Here is a 17,775-nt window from a genome sequence, read left to right on the forward strand (position 1 = left end):
ATGATTTCTTTGGCTGATATCAGGTCTTTTGCGAGTGAAAGGTATAAAAATTCTTAAAAGATACTATCAAATACTAACAATATTTGCGTATATTATATATTATTTGTACCTTTGCACCCGCAAAAGTGAGTATTGCGCTGGCCGTGGAGCTAACAATGCCCTGATAAATAGCGACTTAGCCTTCGAAAACGAAGTAGTTGAAGTTCCTTTTTAAGTGGGTAATTTGTGTGCGCGGAAGTTGCGAGAACCACTTAAAAAGGAACATTTATTATATATTTTATAAACATTATTAATTTTTAAACTGAAATGCCAGGATTAATTGGAAGAAAAATCGGAATGACATCCGTTTTCAGTGCCGACGGTAAGAATGTACCGTGCACTGTTATCGAAGCTGGTCCTTGTGTTGTAACTCAGGTTAAGTCTGTAGAGAAGGACGGCTATGAGGCTGTTCAGCTCGCCTTCGGTGAGAAGAAGGAGAAGAATACCACAAAAGCAATGATGGGTATCTTCAAGAAGGCTAACACTACACCAAAGGCCCACTTGGCCGAGTTCAAGTTTGATACCGAGATGAACCTCGGTGACACCGTTACAGTCGACATCTTCGAGGGTGCCGAGTTTGTTGACGTTGTAGGAACTTCAAAAGGTAAAGGTTTTCAGGGCGTTGTGAAGCGTCATGGTTTTGGTGGCGTAGGCCAGGCTACTCACGGTCAGGACGACCGTCTGCGTAAGCCAGGTTCTATCGGTGCCTGTTCTTATCCCGCCAAGGTATTCAAGGGAATGCGCATGGGCGGCCAGATGGGAGGCGATCGAGTTACTACTCAGAACCTCAAAGTGTTAAAGGTAATTCCAGAGCACAATCTTATCCTTGTTAAGGGTAGCTGCGCTGGTTATAATGGTTCAACTGTTTTAATTAACAAGTAAGATGGAAGTTAGCGTATTGAATATCAAAGGTCAGGAGACCGGACGTAAGGTAACTCTGAACGAGGCTATCTTCGGTATTGAACCTAATGACCACGTTCTCTACCTCGACGTAAAGCAGTATCTCGCTAACCAGCGTCAGGGTACAGCTAAGTCAAAGGAGAGAAGCGAGATTTCTGGTTCTACTCGTAAGCTTGGACGTCAGAAGGGTGGCGGCGGTGCCCGTCACGGAGATATCAACTCACCTCTGCTGCGTGGTGGTGGTCGTGTGTTTGGTCCTACACCTCGTGACTATAGCTTCAAGCTGAATAAGAAGGTTAAGGCTCTTGCTCGTAAGTCGGCTCTGTCATACAAGGCACAGGAGAATGCAATCGTTGTTGTTGAGGACTTCACCATGGAGGCTCCTAAGACTAAGGAGTTCATCAACATTGCTAAGAACCTGAAGGTTGACGGCAAGAAGGCTCTCTTCGTAATGTCAGATACTAATAACAATGTATATCTGTCGGCTCGCAATCTGCAGGGCACAGAGGTAATGGAGGCTTCACTGGTTAACACCTACAAGGTGCTGAACGCTGATGTACTCGTTATCACTGAGAAGTCGCTGGAGACAATCGACGGTATCTTAAACAAGTAAAAGGAGGACTAAGGATATGGCATTTATCATTAAACCCCTGGTCACTGAGAAGATGACCAAGATTACAGACAAGTCTTCTGTAGAGAAAACTTATAAGGTAAAGGGCGAGGAGCGTACCAAGAAGGCTGAGGCCAAGTATGGTTTCATCGTTCGTCCTGAGGCTAATAAGCTCGAGATTAAGAATGAGGTTGAGGCTCTGTACAATGTTACAGTAATCGACGTGAACACTGTTCGTTACGCCGGCAAGCGTAGCTCACGCTACACTAAGGCTGGTCTGATCAAGGGTCAGAAGAACGCGTTCAAGAAGGCAATCGTTACCTTGAAAGAGGGCGATGTAATTGATTTTTATAGCAATATTCAGTAATAAAAATGGCAGTACGTAAATTAAAGCCCGTAACTCCGGGTCAAAGACACAAGATTATTGGCACGTTCGAGGATATTACTGCATCCGTGCCAGAGAAGTCTCTCGTTTACGGTAAGCGTTCAACCGGTGGTCGAAACAACACCGGTAAGATGACTGTTCGCTACATGGGCGGTGGTCACAAGAAGAAGTATCGTCTGATCGACTTCAAGCGAGAGAAAGATGGTGTTCCAGCTGTAGTAAAGACAATCGAGTACGATCCTAACCGTTCAGCTCGCATTGCACTCCTTTTCTACGCTGATGGTGAAAAACGTTATATCATTGCTCCTAATGGACTGCAGGTTGGTGCAACTCTGATGTCGGGTGCTGATGCAGTACCCGAGGTTGGTAACGCCCTTCCTTTGGCAAACATCCCTGTAGGTACAGTCATCCACAACATTGAGATGCGTCCTGGTCAGGGTGCCAAGCTGGTTCGTTCGGCTGGTAATTTCGCTCAGTTGACTTCTCGTGAGGGTAGCTATTGCGTTATCAAGCTCCCTTCAGGCGAGACTCGTCAGATTCTCTCAGCTTGTAAAGCAACTGTAGGTAGTGTAGGTAACTCAGATCACGCTCTCGAGGCATCAGGTAAGGCTGGTCGCTCTCGCTGGTTGGGTCAGCGTCCTCACAACCGTGGTGTAGTTATGAACCCACATGATCACCCAATGGGTGGTGGTGAAGGACGTCAGTCTGGAGGTCACCCACGTTCACGTAAGGGCTTGTACGCTAAGGGTCTTAAGACTCGTGCACCTAAGAAGCTTTCAAACAAGTACATTATTGAAAGAGCTAACAAGAAGTAAACAAGTTAATTAGAGTAAATTATGAGTCGTTCATTAAAGAAGGGTCCATACATCAACGTATCACTCGAGAAGAAGATTCTCGCTATGAATGAGAGTGGTAAGAAGAATGTCGTTAAGACATGGGCCAGAGCATCAATGATCTCACCCGATTTCGTGGGACACACTGTTGCAGTTCATAACGGTAACAAATTTATCCCTGTTTACGTTACAGAAAACATGGTTGGTCACAAGCTCGGAGAGTTTGCACCTACACGTCGTTTCGGTGGTCACGCCGGTAACAAGAAGTAATCCCAGGGAGAATTAAGAATTAAAAAATTAAAGAATTAAAATGGGAGCAAGAAAACATATTAAGGCTGAAGAAAGAAAAGCAGCACTTAAGACACAGTATTTTGCCAAGCTCAACGGCTGCCCCTCTTCACCCCGCAAGATGCGCTATGTTGTGGACATGATCCGCGGCATGGAGGTTAATCGCGCTCTGGGTGTACTCCGTTTCTCGAAGAAGGCAGCTGCAGCTAATGTAGAGAAACTCCTCCGTTCGGCCATCGCTAACTGGGAAGCCAAGAACGATCGCAAGGCTGAGGATGGTGAGCTGTTCATCACTCGCGTATTCGTTGACGAGGGTGTTACAATGAAGAGAATGAGACCTGCACCACAGGGTCGCGGCTATCGTATCCGCAAGCGTTCTAATCACGTGACTCTGTTTGTTGATGCTAAAACTAATGATGTAAAAGAATAAGTATGGGACAGAAAGTTAATCCAATTAGCAACCGTCTTGGAATCGTAAGAGGTTGGGATTCAAATTGGTTCGGAGGCAAGGACTTCGGAGATAACCTGGTAGAGGATCAGAAAATCCGTAAGTACCTGAACGAGCGCCTGGCTAAGGCCAGCGTTTCGAAGATTGTCATCGAGCGCACATTGAAGCTGGTTACCATTACTATTTGCACAGCCCGTCCAGGTCTCGTCATTGGTAAAGGTGGACAAGATGTCGACAAACTGAAGGAAGAACTGAAGAAGCTCTATGATAAGGAGATTCAGATTAATATCTTCGAGGTAAAGCGCCCTGAGCTCGATGCCACGATTGTTGCCAACAACATCGCTCGCCAGGTAGAGGGTAAGATCGCTTATCGCCGCGCCATCAAGATGGCTATCCAGAACACTATGCGTGCTGGTGCCGAGGGTATTAAGGTTCAGATTTCAGGTCGTCTTAATGGAGCTGAAATCGCACGTAGCGAGATGCTGAAGGAGGGTCGTACTCCTCTGCACACTTATCGTGCTGACATTGACTACTGCCACGCTGAGGCTCTGACCAAGGTTGGTATTCTGGGTATCAAGGTTTGGATTTGCCGTGGTGAGATCTACGGAAACGTTGACCTCGCACCTAACTTCACTCAGGAGAAATCTAATGGTCGCTCTAACGGCGGTAATGGTCGTGACAGAAAGTTCCGTAATAAGAAGAAGTAATAACGATTTAAAGTAGAAACTTATTATGTTACAGCCCAAAAGAGTAAGATATAGAAGACCTCAGGATGGTCGTGGCAACAAAGGCAACGCCCACAGAGGAACAACACTGGCTTTCGGTAGCTTCGGCATCAAGACTTTGGATGCAAAGTGGATCGACAGCCGCCAGATTGAGGCAGCCCGTGTTGCTATCAATCGTTATATGAACCGTGAAGGTCAGGTATGGATCCGCATCTTCCCTGATAAGCCAATCACTCGCAAGCCTGCTGACGTGCGAATGGGTAAAGGTAAGGGAGATCCCGCAGGATGGGTTGCACCTGTTACACCAGGCCGTATTCTCTTTGAAGTAGAGGGTGTACCTTTCGACATCGCTAAAGAGGCTCTCCGCCTCGGTGCTCAGAAGCTGCCCGTAAAGACTAAGTTTGTTGTAAGACGTGATTTCGATAAAAACGCTTAATTGAGTATGAAGATTAAAGAAGTAAGAGAGCTCGAGACCAAGGATCTGGCAGAGCGCATTGAGGCTGAGGTTGCAAAGTACAACCAGATGAAGTTGAACCACGCAATCACTCCACTTGAGAATCCATCTCAGATTAAGGCCGCTCGTCGCGATATCGCACGAATGAAATCAGAACTTCATCAGAGAGAACTTAATAAATAACAATGGTCCAGATGGAAACAAGAAATTTAAGAAAGACAAGACAGGGTGTCGTTATCAGCAACAAGATGGATAAAACCATTGTTATTGCAGCCAAGTTCAAGGAGAAGCACCCTATGTATGGTAAGTTTGTCCAGAAGACAAAGAAGTATCACGCACACGATGAGAATAACGAGTGCAATGTAGGTGATACAGTGCTCATTATGGAAACCCGTCCTCTGTCAAAGACAAAGAGATGGAGATTAGTTAACATCGTAGAAAAAGCTAAGTAATTATGATACAGACAGAATCAAGACTTACAGTAGCTGACAACAGCGGTGCACGCGAGGCTCTCTGCATCCGTGTACTGGGCGGCACAAAGCGCCGTTATGCCAGCGTAGGTGATATCATCGTTGTGTCTATCAAGAACGCGATCCCTACAAGTGATGTAAAGAAGGGTGCAGTATCAAAGGCTTTGGTTGTTCGCACTAAGAAGGAAATCCGTCGCGCTGATGGTTCTTACATCCGTTTCGACGACAATGCCTGCGTACTGCTGAACAATGCAGGTGAGCTCCGCGGTAGCCGTATCTTCGGTCCCGTTGCTCGTGAGCTCCGTGCCGTGAATATGAAGGTCGTTTCTTTGGCACCTGAGGTACTGTAATAGTTAATAATTAACAGTTAAGAGTTAAGAGAAATGGCAAAGTTCAATATTAAGAAAAACGATACAGTCATCGTTCTGGCCGGTGAGGACAAGGGCAAGACTGGTAAGGTACTGAAGGTTCTGACCGACAAGCAGCGTGCTCTCGTTGAGGGCATCAACATGGTGAACAAGAGTGCCAAGCCAAGTGCCAAGAATCCTCAGGGAGGCTTTGTGAAGATGGAGGCTCCTATTCACATTTCGAATATTAGTTTGATTGATCCGAAGAGTGGCAAGGCTACCCGTGTTGCTATCAAGCGCGAGGGTAAGAATGTCGTTCGTATCGCTAAAAAGTCAGGAGAGGAGATTAAGTAATGGCAAATACAGCACAGTTAAAGAAAGAGTACAAGGAGAAGATTGCTCCTGCTCTTCAGAAGCAGTTCAACTACACTTCTGCAATGCAGATTCCTGTCCTGAAGAAGATCGTAGTAAACCAGGGTCTTGGTGACGCTACTCAGGATAAGAAGATCATCGAGGTTGCTATCAACGAGATTACCGCTATCTGTGGTCAGAAGGCAGTTGCTACATATTCTAAGAAGGATATCGCTAACTTCAAGCTTCGTAAGAAGATGCCTATCGGTGTTATGGTAACTCTGCGTCGTGAGCGCATGTACGAGTTCCTCGAGAAGCTCGTTCGCATCGCTCTCCCTCGTATCCGCGACTTCAAGGGTATCGAGAGCAAGTTCGACGGCCGTGGTAACTACACACTGGGTATCCAGGAGCAGATTATCTTCCCAGAGATCAATATCGATTCAGTTGACCGCATTCAGGGTATGAACATCACCTTCGTTACATCGGCTCAGACCGACGAGGAAGGTTTCGCACTGCTGAAGGCTTTCGGTCTTCCATTCAAGAACGCTAAAAACGATTAAGAGATATGGCAAAAGAATCAATGAAAGCCCGCGAGGTAAAGCGCGCTAAGCTCGTTGCTCGCTACGCTGAGAAACGTGCTGCTCTGAAGAAGGTGATCGCTACAACCGAGGATCCCGCCGAGGCTTATGAGGCAGCTCGCAAGTTGCAGAGCATTCCCAAGAACGCTAATCCTATCCGTCTGCACAACCGTTGCAAGATCACAGGTCGTCCAAAGGGATATATGCGTCAGTTCGGTCTCTCTCGTATCCAGTTCCGTGAGATGGCATCAAACGGTCTGATTCCTGGAGTAAAGAAGGCCAGCTGGTAATTCACCTGATTTAAGCAAAAAGAGATTTTATTTATTTAATATTGTCGGGGTAGTCCCGATTAATTAAAACTTTTATTTTATGACAGATCCAATAGCAGATTATCTGACAAGACTCAGAAACGCCATCATGGCACATCACCGTGTCGTTGAGGTTCCTGCGTCAAACTTGAAGAAAGAGATCACTAAGATCCTCTTCGAGAAGGGTTACATCCTGAACTACAAGTTCATCGAGGATGGTCCTCAGGGTACCATCAAGGTTGCTCTGAAGTACAACCCAGCTACTCGTGAGAACGCTATCAAGTGCTTGAAGCGAGTTTCAACACCAGGTCTTCGCCAGTACACTGGCTACAAAGACATGCCGAGAGTAATTAACGGACTTGGAATCGCCATCCTTTCCACGTCTAAAGGTGTAATGACAGACAAAGAGGCCGCAGCCCTGAAGATCGGTGGTGAGGTTCTTTGCTATGTATATTAATTGGAGGATAGAATATGTCAAGAATAGGAAAATTGCCAATTAGTATCCCTGCAGGCGTTACTGTTGCTCAGGACAAGGACGGTGTTGTTACCGTTAAGGGTCCAAAGGGAGAGCTGACACAGAAGGTTGACCCCTCTATCAAGATGACTATCGAGGACGGTCAGATTAAGTTTGAGATCGACGAGAACAGCCCTGTTAACATCAAGCAGAAGCAGGCTTTCCACGGTCTGTATCGTGCGCTTGTTAACAACATGGTAGTAGGCGTAAGCGAAGGTTATAAGAAGGAGATGGAGCTCGTAGGTGTTGGTTACCGTGTTTCTAACCAGGGTAACATCATCGAGTTCGCTCTGGGTTATACTCACCCCATCTTCATCCAGCTTCCTCAGGAGGTTAAGGTTGAGACCAAGTCTGAGCGTAACCAGAATCCTCAGATTATCCTCGAGTCATGCGACAAGGCACTGCTCGGTCTGATTTGTGCTAAGATTCGTTCTTTCCGTATGCCTGAGCCTTACAAAGGAAAGGGTATTTTGTTCAAGGGTGAGGTTATCCGTCGTAAGTCGGGTAAGTCAGCTTCAGCTAAGTAATCTTGAAAATTAACATCATTAAAAATTGAAGATTATGACAACAAAGAAAGTAGAAAGACGAATTAAGATCAAATATAGAATTCGTAAGAACGTTTTCGGCACAGCCGAGCGTCCTCGTCTGAGCGTTTTCCGCAGCAACAAGCAGATCTATGCTCAGGTGATCAATGATTTGGAAGGTAAAACACTTGCTTCTGCATCTTCACTGGGTCTCGAGGCTATGCCTAAGATCGAGCAGGCTGAGAAGGTAGGTGAGCTGGTAGCCAAGAAGGCTCAGGAGGCTGGCGTTACTGCCGTTGTCTTCGACCGTAACGGTTATCTGTATCACGGCCGTGTAAAGTCGCTTGCAGACGCAGCACGTAAGGGTGGACTTAAATTCTAAACGATTATGGCAATGAACAAAGTTAAAGTAAATAGTGACGTAGAGTTGAAAGACAGACTGGTTGCCATCAACCGTGTTACCAAGGTAACAAAGGGAGGTCGCACCTTTACATTCGCAGCCATTGTTGTTGTCGGCGACGGCAACGGCATCATCGGCTGGGGTCTTGGTAAGGCTGGTGAGGTTACAGCAGCTATCGCCAAGGGTGTTGAGGCAGCTAAGAAGAATCTTGTTAAAGTTCCCGTACTCAAGGGTACCATCCCTCATGAGATGGAGGCTCGCTTCGGCGGTGCTCAGGTATTCCTGAAGCCAGCTGCTGCTGGTACCGGTCTTGTTGCCGGTGGTGCTATGCGTGCCGTACTGGAGAGTGTTGGTATCAAGGATGTGCTCGCTAAGTCTAAGGGCTCATCTAACCCTCACAACCTGGTTAAGGCAACTATCGTAGCTCTGAGTCAGATGCGTGATGCCTATACTGTAGCAGGTACTCGTGGAATCAGTATGGATAAAGTATTTAGAGGTTAAAGGAGATTATAACTATGGCAACAATTAAGGTAAAGCAGATTAAGAGTAAGATCGGTTATCCAGTTGATCAGAAGCGCACTCTCGAGGCTCTCGGCCTGCGCAAGATCTCGCAGGTTGTTGAGGTAGAGGATACTCCTTCAATCCGTGGCATGATCCGTAAGGTACACCACCTGGTAACAGTCGTTGAGTAATTAACATTTTAAAAGTAGATTCGATTATGAAACTGAATAATTTAAAGCCGGCTGAGGGTTCTACCCACTCAAGTCGTCGTATCGGTCGCGGACCTGGTTCAGGTCTGGGTGGTACTTCTACTCGTGGTCACAAGGGTGCCAAGGCTCGTTCTGGTTATAAGAGAAAGATTGGATTCGAAGGTGGTCAGATGCCACTCCAGCGTCGCGTTCCGAAGTCTGGTTTCAAGAACATCAACCACAAGGAGTACTTTGCAGTTAACCTCTCTACACTGCAGAAGCTTGCTGAGGAGAAGAACCTCACCAAGATCGGCATTGAGGAGTTGATCGCTGCTGGTCTTACCAATGGCAAGGTGCTGGTAAAGGTTCTTGGCAACGGTGAGCTCAAGGCTAAGGTTGACGTAGAAGCTAACGCTTTCTCAAAGACTGCTGAAGAGGCAATCAAGGCAGTAGGTGGTAACGCAACAAAAATCTAACATTAAAAATGAAGAAGTTAATAGAGACACTGAAGAACATCTGGAAGATTGAGGACCTGCGCCAGCGCATCCTCATCACTCTCCTGTTCGTAGCAATTTATCGTTTTGGTTCGTTCGTTGTACTTCCTGGTATCAACCCAGCCATGTTAAGCCAATTGCAGTCACAGACTGCCGGTGGTTTGATGTCATTGCTCGACATGTTCTCCGGTGGTGCATTCTCCAACGCATCTATCTTTGCGCTTGGAATCATGCCTTACATCTCTGCTTCTATCGTAATGCAGCTTCTTGCTGTCGCTGTTCCCTACGTGCAGAAAATGCAGCGCGAAGGTGAAAGCGGCCGCAAGAAGATCAGCATGTACACCCGTTGGCTCACCGTAGCCATCCTGATGTTCCAGGCACCGGGTTACCTGATGAACCTGAAGATGACTTCGGGAGCTGCTCTGGCAACAGGCATCTCATGGTCATACTTCATGGTTCCTGCTGTTATCATTCTGGCTGCAGGTAGCATGTTTATCCTGTGGTTGGGTGAACGCATTACGGATAAGGGTATAGGTAATGGTATCTCGCTCATTATTATGATCGGTATTATCGCTCGTCTGCCTCAGGCTTTCATCCAGGAGGTTAGCTCGCGATTCACCGCCATCACCGGTGGTGGACTGGTTATGTTCCTGGTCGAGATCATCATTCTCTATGCAGTTGTTTGCGCATCAATTGTTCTGGTACAGGGTGTTCGCAAAGTGCCCGTTCAGTACGCAAAGCGCCTCGTAGGTAACAAGCAGGTAGGTGGAGCACGTCAGTATATCCCCCTGAAGCTGTTCGCAGCCAACGTAATGCCTATCATCTTTGCTCAGGCTCTGATGTTCATTCCATTGACTATCGTTCAGTATTCAGCTCCTGAGAATGCTAGTTGGTTCGTTCGCACGATGCTCGATCATCACAGCTGGACCTACAACATCATTTTCGCTATACTGATTATCGCTTTCACATACTTCTATACAGCTATCACTCTGAATCCTACTCAGATGGCTGAGGATATGAAGCGTAACAATGGTTTCATCCCCGGTGTTAAGCCCGGTAAGGAGACCGCTGAGTACATCGACACTGTTATGAGTCGCATTACTCTCCCCGGTTCATTGTTCATCGCATTCATCGCTATCATGCCTGCATTGGCTAGCTTGCTGAATGTTCAGGATGCGTTCTCTCAGTTCTTTGGCGGAACATCGTTGCTGATTCTGGTGGGCGTTGTGCTCGACACACTCGCTCAGATCGAGAGTCACCTGCTGATGCGTCATTACGACGGTCTGCTCAGTTCTGGTCGTATTCACGGACGTGGAATGGCCGCATACTAATCTTCTATGAAGATATATCTAAAGACTGAAGATGAGATTGAGCTGATGCGCCAGGCCAACCAACTTGTTGGCAAAACGCTTGGCGAATTGGCTAAACATATTAAGCCTGGTATAACGACCCTCCAGTTGGATAAGATAGCGGATGAGTTCATTAGAGATAATGGTGCTATCCCAACTTTCAAGGGTTTCCCCAATCCATATGGAGGGCCGTTTCCTGCCAGCATCTGCACATCAGTGAACGACGTAGTGGTTCATGGTGTGCCCAACGCTGAGACTGTTCTCAAGGAGGGCGACATCATTTCGATCGACTGCGGCACGCTGTTGAATGGCTTTAATGGCGATTCGTGTTACACATTCTGTGTGGGCGAGGTTTCCGACGAGGTCAAGCAGCTGTTGAAGACTACCAAGGAGTCGCTTTACAAAGGTATCGAAAGTGCCGTTGCAGGCAAACACCTCGGGGATATCAGCGCTGCAGTGCAGGAGCATTGTGAGGCACAGAAGTACGGCATCGTACGTGAGTTGACCGGTCACGGTATCGGTCGCGAGATGCACGAAGACCCACAGGTGCCTAACTATGGTCGACGTGGCAACGGTATCATGCTGAAAGCCGGAATGTGCTTGGCTATCGAGCCTATGGTAACTATGGGTAACCGAGCCATCTGGATGGATGCCGACCGCTGGACCATCCGTACACGCGACGGAAAGCCAGCCGCTCATTTCGAGCATACCATTGCTGTAAGAAAAGGTCAGGCCGAGATCCTGTCTTCTTTTGAAGAAGTTGAATTATTAGAAGGTAAGTTATATTAAACATTAAGTATGGCAAAGCAATCCGCTATTGAGCAGGACGGAACAATTGTAGAATCGCTGTCGAATGCGATGTTTCGTGTAGAACTTGAAAATGGGGTCCAGATTATTGCGCATATCTCTGGTAAGATGAGAATGCACTATATCAAGATCCTCCCCGGTGATAAGGTTAAGGTGGAAATGAGCCCCTACGACCTGACAAAGGGACGAATTGTATTCAGATACAAATAAACAATACGAATTAATATGAAGACAAGAGCATCATTGAAGAAGCGTACCCCAGACTGCAAAATCGTACGTCGTAAGGGCCGCCTGTTCGTTATCAACAAGAAGAACCCAAAGTATAAAATGCGTCAGGGTTAATGTTAAAAATGCATAAAATGGCGGAGAATTGAAAAATTCTTCGTACCTTTGCATGCTTTTTAGCAAGAAATGTAATTTTTAGAGTAATTTATTTTTATCTTTTTAATTAACAATGGCAATAAGAATTGTTGGAGTAGATTTGCCCCAGAATAAGCGTGGCGAAATCGCATTGACCTATATCTATGGTATTGGTCGAAGTAGTTCAGCAAAGATATTGGATAAGGCAGGTGTCAGCCGTGACCTGAAGGTTAACGAGTGGACTGACGACCAGGCAGCCAAAATCCGTGAAATTATCGGCGCTGAATTCAAAGTAGAAGGTGATCTCCGTTCAGAGATCCAGTTGAATATCAAGCGACTGATGGATATTGGTTGCTATCGTGGCGTCCGTCATCGTAACGGTCTTCCCGTTCGCGGTCAGAGCACTAAGAATAATGCTCGTACTCGTAAGGGTAAGAAGAAGACTGTTGCTAACAAGAAGAAGGCTACGAAGTAATTCTAAGTTGAACATTTAAGAAATTAGGAATTATGGCAAAGAAAACAGTCACTTCAAAGAAGAGAAACGTGAGAGTAAACGCTATCGGCCAGCTCCACGTACACAGTTCTTTTAATAATATTATTGTATCGCTGGCTAACGACGAGGGTCAGATCATCTCTTGGTCATCAGCTGGTAAGATGGGCTTCCGTGGCTCTAAGAAGAATACTCCTTATGCTGCCCAGATGGCTGCTGAGGATTGCGCTAAGGTTGCTTACGACCTGGGTCTTCGCAAGGTTAAGGCTTATGTTAAGGGTCCCGGTAACGGTCGTGAGTCAGCTATCCGTGCCATTCATGGTGCTGGTATCGAGGTAATGGAGATTATCGATGTAACTCCACTGCCACACAACGGATGTCGTCCTCCAAAGCGTCGTCGCGTATAATTATTAGAAGGATTATTAAGAAGAAACATATTTTATTATTATGGCAAGATATTTAGGACCGAAATCAAAAATTGCGCGTCGTTTTGGTGAGCCCATCTTCGGCGCAGACAAAGTTTTGTCTAGGAGAAACTTCCCTCCTGGACAGCATGGCAACAACCGTCGTCGTAAGATGTCGGAGTATGCAGTCATGCTGGCAGAGAAGCAGAAAGCCAAGTATACCTATGGTGTACTCGAGCGTCAGTTCCGTAATATGTTTGAGAAGGCAGCTAAGGCTGAGGGTATCACTGGTGAGGTTCTGCTCCAGAACCTCGAGAGTCGTCTCGACAACGTAGTATTCCGTCTTGGTATTGCTCCAACTCGCGCTGCTGCTCGTCAGCTCGTAGGTCACAAGCACATTACAGTTGATGGTCAGGTTGTTAATATTCCTTCTTATGCTGTTAAGCCTGGTCAGGTTGTAGCTGTTCGTGAGAAGTCTAAGTCACTTGAGGTTATTGAGGCTGCTCTTGCAGGTTTCAATCACAGCAAGTATCCTTGGATTGAGTGGGATGAGAATGTGAAGGGCGGTAAGTTCCTGCACAAGCCTGAGCGCGCCGACATCCCCGAGAATATTAAGGAGCAGTTAATCGTTGAGTTGTACTCTAAGAACTAAAATCATTTAAATTAATGGCGATATTAGCATTTCAAAAACCCGATAAAGTCGTAATGTTGGAGGCTAACGACAAGTTCGGCAAGTTCGAATTCCGTCCTTTGGAGCCTGGCTTTGGTGTAACCATTGGTAACGCCCTGCGCCGCATTCTGCTTTCATCACTCGAGGGTTATGCTATCAACACCATCCGCATTGCTGGTGTTGAGCATGAATTCTCATCAGTTCCCGGTGTAAAGGAAGATGTAACCAACATTATCTTGAATCTGAAGCAAGTTCGATTCAAGCAAATAGTAGAAGAATTCGAGAACGAGAAAGTAAGTATCACGGTCGAGAATTCTACCGAATTCAAGGCTGGTGATATCAGCAAGTATCTTTCTGGATTTGAAGTGTTAAATCCCGATTTGGTGATTTGTCATTTAGATTCCAAAGCATCGATGCAGATTGATATTACAATCAACAAGGGCCGCGGATACGTACCCGCCGATGAGAATCGCGAGTTCTGCACCGACGTGAATGTAATTGCAATCGATTCTATTTACACTCCGATCCGTAACGTAAAGTACGCTGTTGAGCCATATCGTGTTGAACAGAAGACCGACTATGACAAGCTCGTACTCGAGGTTACTACGGACGGTTCCATCCACCCAAAGGATGCACTGAAAGAGGCTGCTAAGATCCTCATCTACCACTTCATGCTGTTCTCTGACGAGAAGATCTCTCTCGAGAGTTCTGAGACTGAGAGCAACCAGGAGTTCGACGAGGAGATCCTGCACATGCGCCAGCTGCTTAAGACTCGTCTCGTTGACATGAACCTCTCGGTTCGTGCACTCAACTGCCTCAAGGCCGCTGATGTTGAGACACTTGGCGATCTGGTACAGTACAACAAGACAGACCTCCTGAAGTTCCGTAACTTTGGTAAGAAATCGCTCACTGAGCTTGATGATTTGCTCGAGAGTCTGAATCTGTCGTTTGGAACTGATATTTCAAAATACAAACTGGACAGAGAGTAATCTCTTGCCCAATAAAAGCAAAAAATAATTATGAGACATAATAAGAAATTTAATCATCTCGGTCGTACTGCATCTCACCGCAGTGCCATGCTCGCTAACATGGCTATCTCGCTGATCATGCACAAAAGAATCACTACGACCGTAGCAAAGGCTAAGGCCCTGAAGAAGTATGTAGAGCCCCTGATCACTAAGGCTAAGGAGGATTCTACCAACTCTCGTCGTGTAGTATTCAGCTACCTCCAGAACAAGGAGGCTATCAAGGAGCTCTTCTCTACTGTAAGTGAGAAGGTTGGCGATCGTCCCGGTGGATACACTCGTATCATCAAGCTCGGTACTCGTCAGGGTGACGCTGCTCAGGTTTGCTTCATCGAGCTCGTTGACTTTGATCCAGAGATGGCAAAGGATACTAAGAAGAAGTCAACCCGTCGTTCACGTAAGGCTGCTCCTAAGGCAGAGGCTGCTGAGGCTCCTGTAGCTGAGGCTCCCGCTACCGAGGCTCCTGCTGAAGAGGCTAAGGCTGAGTAATCGTTAGAATTTTATATTCTAATTATAAAGAATAGGGATTCCCCTACCACAGTGTGGGGGAATTCCTTTTCTTTTTTTCGTATATATGCCTATCTTTGCACCGAAATAATTAATTAGTTAGTTAGATAGGTTATGAAGAAGTTGTTTGTTATGTCGCTTGGTGCCATGCTGCTGCTGAGCAGTTGTGGCACCTACACGGAGACAGGGGCTACCACAGGTGCCTGGTTCGGATCTATCATTGGTTCGGCTATCGGTGGCATTTCGGGCGGTCCACGTGGCAGTGATGTCGGTACGCTGATTGGCATGGCCGGCGGTGCAATTGTTGGTGCAGCTGTAGGACAAGCAGCCGATGAAGCACACCAAAAGAAGATGGAGGAGTATCAGCAGCGCCGTATGGAGCGTGGCAGCGTTCAACGCCAGTCGGATTATGATTACCCGGATGACCGTATCTATATCGACCGCACCCCCGAGGTGTTAGAGATTCGCAGACCGATGCTGATCGACAGTAGTCGCGACCAGGTACTGACACGCGGTGAGGAGGCCAGAATCGTGTTCGAGGTTTTCAATACTACGGATAAGATTCTATACCGCGTACGTCCCAATGTAACAGAAATAAGCGGAAATAAGCATATAGAGGTCTCTGACAACGTTATGATAGAGAGTATAGCCCCAGGCAAGGGCATCAGATATACAGCGCTCGTACGGGCTGATAATGGCTTAAGAGACGGCGAGGCTGTTTTCCGTATAGGTGTTTTTCTAGGTCGTAATGAGATTGTTTCCCAGACAAGGGAGTTCAGGATTCAAACAAGTAAGCGATAGGGTTAATCCTATCGCTTCTTTTTTTCTTTATGCTCCTGCTGTTTCTTCAGTTTCATCTGCTGGTTTAGTTCAACCCAGATAGGTGTGGCGGCATCGCCATCGCTGGTACTCAGGTCGAGCTCAGGCTTGCTGAATATCTCGGCCGGTTTGAACGGGATGACCGACTCGCTATACTCCTCGACAATCACAGGAGCTATGCCCTGGGCGATGATACCTAACTCCCTGGCGGCGCGATGCGAGAGGTCGATAACGCGACCTTTAACGTAAGGACCACGATCGATAACCTTTACAATCACATGATTACCATTAGCCGGGTTGGTTACTAAAAGCAGTGTTCCGAAAGGGTAGGTGCGGTGGGCGCATGTGAGACTGTCGTGATGCAGGCGCTCGCCACTGGCCGTTCGGCGTCCGCTGGAGCTTTTAGAATAAAACGAAGCCTTACCGCTCTCGGTTTGCGCCTGAGCGGTAAAGCTTATTATTAGTGTTAGTGTCGTTGCGACTATCTTTATGAATTTGATCATACAATGCCTTCATGCCGAAGCATGGCAGTATAGACCTTGGCTATCGCCGAGCTCTATACGATGCCCTGAGCCAGCATCGCTTTAGCGACCTTCATGAAGCCGGCTACGTTGGCACCCTTTACATAGTTAATGTAGTTGCCTTCCTTACCGTACTTCACGCACTGCTCGTGGATACCACTCATAATCTGGTGCAGACGCTGGTCGACCTCCTCGGCAGTCCAGCTCATGCGCATTGAGTTCTGAGTCATCTCCAAGCCTGATGTGGCTACACCACCGGCGTTAACGGCCTTACCAGGAGCGAACAGCTGACCAGCAGCGATGAACTTGTTGACAGCCTCGGCTGTGCAACCCATGTTAGATACCTCGGCTACGCAGAGTGGCTTGTTGGCCAGGATCATGTCGGCATCGGTACCATTCAACTCGTTCTGAGTAGCACATGGCAGATAGATGTCGGCCTTCTGCTCCCAAGGCTTCTTGCCTGCGAAGAACTTAGAACCCTCGAACTCCTCCTCGTATGGCTGACATACGTCGTTGCCGCTGGCACGGAGCTCCAGCATGTACTCAATCTTCTCGTCGTCGAGACCTGCAGGATCGTAGATGTATCCGTCGGGACCTGAGATGGTGATCACCTTGGCACCCAGCTCGGTAGCCTTCTTGGCGGCACCCCATGCAACGTTACCGAAACCTGACAGAGCTACGGTCTTACCCTTGATGTCGAGTCCGTGAGTCTCCATCATGTGGTGTACAAAGTAGAGTGCACCGTAACCTGTGGCCTCAGGGCGCAGGATAGAGCCGCCCCATTCCATACCCTTACCAGTGAGGGTAGCACCATGGAACTGGCTGGTGAGCTTCTTGTACATTCCGAACAGATAACCAATCTCACGACCACCAACGCCGATATCACCGGCAGGTACGTCCATGTCGGGACCAATCACCTTGTACAGCTCGGTCATGAAGGCCTGGCAGAAACGCATAATCTCGGCATCGCTCTTACCACGGGGAGCAAAGTCAGAACCGCCCTTACCACCACCCATAGGAAGTGTGGTGAGTGCATTCTTGAAGGTCTGCTCGAAACCGAGGAACTTCAGGATACTGAGGTTTACTGATGGGTGGAAACGCAAACCGCCTTTGTAGGGACCGATGGCGCTGTTGAACTGCACACGGTAACCGATGTTTACCTGTACCTCGCCCTTGTCGTCGACCCAGGGCACACGGAAGGTTGTGATACGCTCTGGTTCCACGATGCGCTCTATGATTTTGGCTTTTTCAAACTCGGGGTGCTGGTTGTACACATCCTTAATGCTGTCCAACACCTCTCTTACTGCCTGTAAGTACTCCATTTCGCCTGGATGTTTCTGCTCCAAGGCCTGCATAATTTTCTCAACTTCCATTGTCGTTAAAACGTTTTAAGTTTACATTTTGTTACTAATTGTACTGCAAAAGTAGGAAAATTACCGATACCATCCAAGTAAAAACCCGAAAAT

The 17,775-nt window shown here is 47.2% G+C and carries 32 protein-coding genes; 30 read left to right on the top strand and 2 right to left on the bottom strand.

The window, feature by feature from the left end:
* Window positions 1-306 precede the first annotated feature (306 nt).
* From rplC to T500_RS0103340, 30 genes are all read left to right on the top strand, one after another.
* Window positions 307-921: a 50S ribosomal protein L3 gene (gene rplC / locus T500_RS0103195; RefSeq protein WP_028906919.1), complete on the top strand. Its 615-nt coding sequence runs from the start codon at window positions 307-309 to the stop codon at window positions 919-921.
* A gap of 1 nt (window position 922) precedes the next feature.
* Entirely contained in the window at window positions 923-1,552 is a 630-nt protein-coding gene (rplD, locus tag T500_RS0103200; protein ID WP_028906920.1) for a 50S ribosomal protein L4, read from the top strand.
* Between the two features lie 16 nt (window positions 1,553-1,568).
* Window positions 1,569-1,916, top strand: coding sequence for a 50S ribosomal protein L23 (gene rplW, locus T500_RS0103205; RefSeq protein WP_013065472.1), 348 nt, complete (start codon window positions 1,569-1,571; stop codon window positions 1,914-1,916).
* 5 nt (window positions 1,917-1,921) lie between these two features.
* Window positions 1,922-2,749, top strand: coding sequence for a 50S ribosomal protein L2 (gene rplB / locus T500_RS0103210; protein WP_013064908.1), 828 nt, complete (start codon window positions 1,922-1,924; stop codon window positions 2,747-2,749).
* 21 nt (window positions 2,750-2,770) lie between these two features.
* Window positions 2,771-3,037, top strand: coding sequence for a 30S ribosomal protein S19 (gene rpsS / locus T500_RS0103215; RefSeq protein WP_013065476.1), 267 nt, complete (start codon window positions 2,771-2,773; stop codon window positions 3,035-3,037).
* Window positions 3,038-3,077: 40 nt separating this feature from the next.
* A complete protein-coding gene (rplV, locus tag T500_RS0103220; protein WP_013064877.1) occupies window positions 3,078-3,485 on the top strand; it encodes a 50S ribosomal protein L22 in 408 nt (135 codons plus the stop codon).
* A 2-nt stretch (window positions 3,486-3,487) separates the two neighbouring features.
* Window positions 3,488-4,210, top strand: coding sequence for a 30S ribosomal protein S3 (rpsC, locus tag T500_RS0103225; protein WP_013064542.1), 723 nt, complete (start codon window positions 3,488-3,490; stop codon window positions 4,208-4,210).
* 25 nt (window positions 4,211-4,235) lie between these two features.
* Window positions 4,236-4,664, top strand: a complete 429-nt coding sequence (gene rplP / locus T500_RS0103230; RefSeq protein WP_013065278.1) for a 50S ribosomal protein L16 — start codon at window positions 4,236-4,238, stop codon at window positions 4,662-4,664.
* 6 nt (window positions 4,665-4,670) lie between these two features.
* Window positions 4,671-4,865, top strand: coding sequence for a 50S ribosomal protein L29 (gene rpmC, locus T500_RS0103235; protein WP_013065209.1), 195 nt, complete (start codon window positions 4,671-4,673; stop codon window positions 4,863-4,865).
* 2 nt (window positions 4,866-4,867) lie between these two features.
* Complete coding sequence (gene rpsQ, locus T500_RS0103240) at window positions 4,868-5,134, top strand: 30S ribosomal protein S17 (RefSeq protein ID WP_013063072.1); 267 nt, start codon at window positions 4,868-4,870, stop codon at window positions 5,132-5,134.
* 2 nt (window positions 5,135-5,136) lie between these two features.
* Entirely contained in the window at window positions 5,137-5,502 is a 366-nt protein-coding gene (rplN, locus tag T500_RS0103245) for a 50S ribosomal protein L14 (protein ID WP_013065032.1), read from the top strand.
* A 33-nt stretch (window positions 5,503-5,535) separates the two neighbouring features.
* On the top strand, window positions 5,536-5,853 hold the full coding sequence (gene rplX / locus T500_RS0103250; protein ID WP_013065652.1) for a 50S ribosomal protein L24: 318 nt from the start codon (window positions 5,536-5,538) through the stop codon (window positions 5,851-5,853).
* Complete coding sequence (rplE, locus tag T500_RS0103255; RefSeq protein ID WP_013065667.1) at window positions 5,853-6,410, top strand: 50S ribosomal protein L5; 558 nt, start codon at window positions 5,853-5,855, stop codon at window positions 6,408-6,410. Before rplX ends, rplE begins: the two co-directional genes overlap by 1 nt.
* Before the next feature lie 5 nt (window positions 6,411-6,415).
* Window positions 6,416-6,718, top strand: coding sequence for a 30S ribosomal protein S14 (gene rpsN, locus T500_RS0103260; protein WP_028906921.1), 303 nt, complete (start codon window positions 6,416-6,418; stop codon window positions 6,716-6,718).
* Between the two features lie 79 nt (window positions 6,719-6,797).
* A complete protein-coding gene (rpsH, locus tag T500_RS0103265) occupies window positions 6,798-7,193 on the top strand; it encodes a 30S ribosomal protein S8 (RefSeq protein ID WP_013064141.1) in 396 nt (131 codons plus the stop codon).
* A 14-nt stretch (window positions 7,194-7,207) separates the two neighbouring features.
* Complete coding sequence (gene rplF, locus T500_RS0103270; RefSeq protein WP_028902368.1) at window positions 7,208-7,777, top strand: 50S ribosomal protein L6; 570 nt, start codon at window positions 7,208-7,210, stop codon at window positions 7,775-7,777.
* A gap of 34 nt (window positions 7,778-7,811) precedes the next feature.
* Entirely contained in the window at window positions 7,812-8,156 is a 345-nt protein-coding gene (gene rplR, locus T500_RS0103275) for a 50S ribosomal protein L18 (RefSeq protein WP_028906922.1), read from the top strand.
* Between the two features lie 6 nt (window positions 8,157-8,162).
* The gene (gene rpsE / locus T500_RS0103280) at window positions 8,163-8,675 is read left to right on the top strand and encodes a 30S ribosomal protein S5 (RefSeq protein ID WP_028902366.1); all 513 of its coding nucleotides are present in this window, start codon (window positions 8,163-8,165) and stop codon (window positions 8,673-8,675) included.
* 14 nt (window positions 8,676-8,689) lie between these two features.
* Window positions 8,690-8,866, top strand: coding sequence for a 50S ribosomal protein L30 (rpmD, locus tag T500_RS0103285; protein ID WP_013063208.1), 177 nt, complete (start codon window positions 8,690-8,692; stop codon window positions 8,864-8,866).
* 26 nt (window positions 8,867-8,892) lie between these two features.
* Complete coding sequence (gene rplO, locus T500_RS0103290; RefSeq protein ID WP_013064744.1) at window positions 8,893-9,339, top strand: 50S ribosomal protein L15; 447 nt, start codon at window positions 8,893-8,895, stop codon at window positions 9,337-9,339.
* An 8-nt stretch (window positions 9,340-9,347) separates the two neighbouring features.
* The gene (gene secY, locus T500_RS0103295; protein WP_013063504.1) at window positions 9,348-10,688 is read left to right on the top strand and encodes a preprotein translocase subunit SecY; all 1,341 of its coding nucleotides are present in this window, start codon (window positions 9,348-9,350) and stop codon (window positions 10,686-10,688) included.
* A gap of 6 nt (window positions 10,689-10,694) precedes the next feature.
* Entirely contained in the window at window positions 10,695-11,495 is an 801-nt protein-coding gene (gene map, locus T500_RS0103300) for a type I methionyl aminopeptidase (RefSeq protein ID WP_028906923.1), read from the top strand.
* 9 nt (window positions 11,496-11,504) lie between these two features.
* Window positions 11,505-11,723, top strand: coding sequence for a translation initiation factor IF-1 (gene infA / locus T500_RS0103305; RefSeq protein ID WP_004341775.1), 219 nt, complete (start codon window positions 11,505-11,507; stop codon window positions 11,721-11,723).
* Window positions 11,724-11,738: 15 nt separating this feature from the next.
* On the top strand, window positions 11,739-11,855 hold the full coding sequence (gene rpmJ / locus T500_RS0103310) for a 50S ribosomal protein L36 (RefSeq protein WP_009160995.1): 117 nt from the start codon (window positions 11,739-11,741) through the stop codon (window positions 11,853-11,855).
* A gap of 112 nt (window positions 11,856-11,967) precedes the next feature.
* Entirely contained in the window at window positions 11,968-12,348 is a 381-nt protein-coding gene (gene rpsM / locus T500_RS0103315; RefSeq protein WP_013065210.1) for a 30S ribosomal protein S13, read from the top strand.
* Between the two features lie 32 nt (window positions 12,349-12,380).
* A complete protein-coding gene (gene rpsK / locus T500_RS0103320; RefSeq protein ID WP_013063216.1) occupies window positions 12,381-12,770 on the top strand; it encodes a 30S ribosomal protein S11 in 390 nt (129 codons plus the stop codon).
* 40 nt (window positions 12,771-12,810) lie between these two features.
* A complete protein-coding gene (gene rpsD / locus T500_RS0103325; RefSeq protein ID WP_013064747.1) occupies window positions 12,811-13,419 on the top strand; it encodes a 30S ribosomal protein S4 in 609 nt (202 codons plus the stop codon).
* A 14-nt stretch (window positions 13,420-13,433) separates the two neighbouring features.
* Window positions 13,434-14,426 (top strand): DNA-directed RNA polymerase subunit alpha, encoded by a 993-nt coding sequence (locus tag T500_RS0103330; RefSeq protein ID WP_013064365.1) that lies wholly within the window; start codon window positions 13,434-13,436, stop codon window positions 14,424-14,426.
* 30 nt (window positions 14,427-14,456) lie between these two features.
* Window positions 14,457-14,951: a 50S ribosomal protein L17 gene (gene rplQ / locus T500_RS0103335; protein WP_013065636.1), complete on the top strand. Its 495-nt coding sequence runs from the start codon at window positions 14,457-14,459 to the stop codon at window positions 14,949-14,951.
* A gap of 132 nt (window positions 14,952-15,083) precedes the next feature.
* Window positions 15,084-15,770 carry a glycine zipper domain-containing protein gene (locus T500_RS0103340; protein WP_028906924.1) on the top strand — a complete coding sequence of 229 codons (687 nt, stop codon included), beginning with the start codon at window positions 15,084-15,086 and terminating at the stop codon, window positions 15,768-15,770.
* 8 nt (window positions 15,771-15,778) lie between these two features.
* On the opposite strand, the gene T500_RS0103345 is transcribed toward T500_RS0103340, so the two are convergent.
* Together T500_RS0103345 and gdhA are read right to left on the bottom strand one after the other, a co-directional pair.
* On the bottom strand, window positions 15,779-16,291 hold the full coding sequence (locus T500_RS0103345; protein WP_028906925.1) for a septal ring lytic transglycosylase RlpA family protein: 513 nt from the start codon (window positions 16,289-16,291) through the stop codon (window positions 15,779-15,781).
* 53 nt (window positions 16,292-16,344) lie between these two features.
* Entirely contained in the window at window positions 16,345-17,682 is a 1,338-nt protein-coding gene (gene gdhA / locus T500_RS0103350; protein ID WP_028906926.1) for an NADP-specific glutamate dehydrogenase, read from the bottom strand.
* Between the last annotated feature and the right edge of the window lie 93 nt (window positions 17,683-17,775).

The organism is Xylanibacter ruminicola Ga6B6 (assembly GCF_000687715.1).
GTDB lineage: Bacteria > Bacteroidota > Bacteroidia > Bacteroidales > Bacteroidaceae > Prevotella > Prevotella ruminicola_B.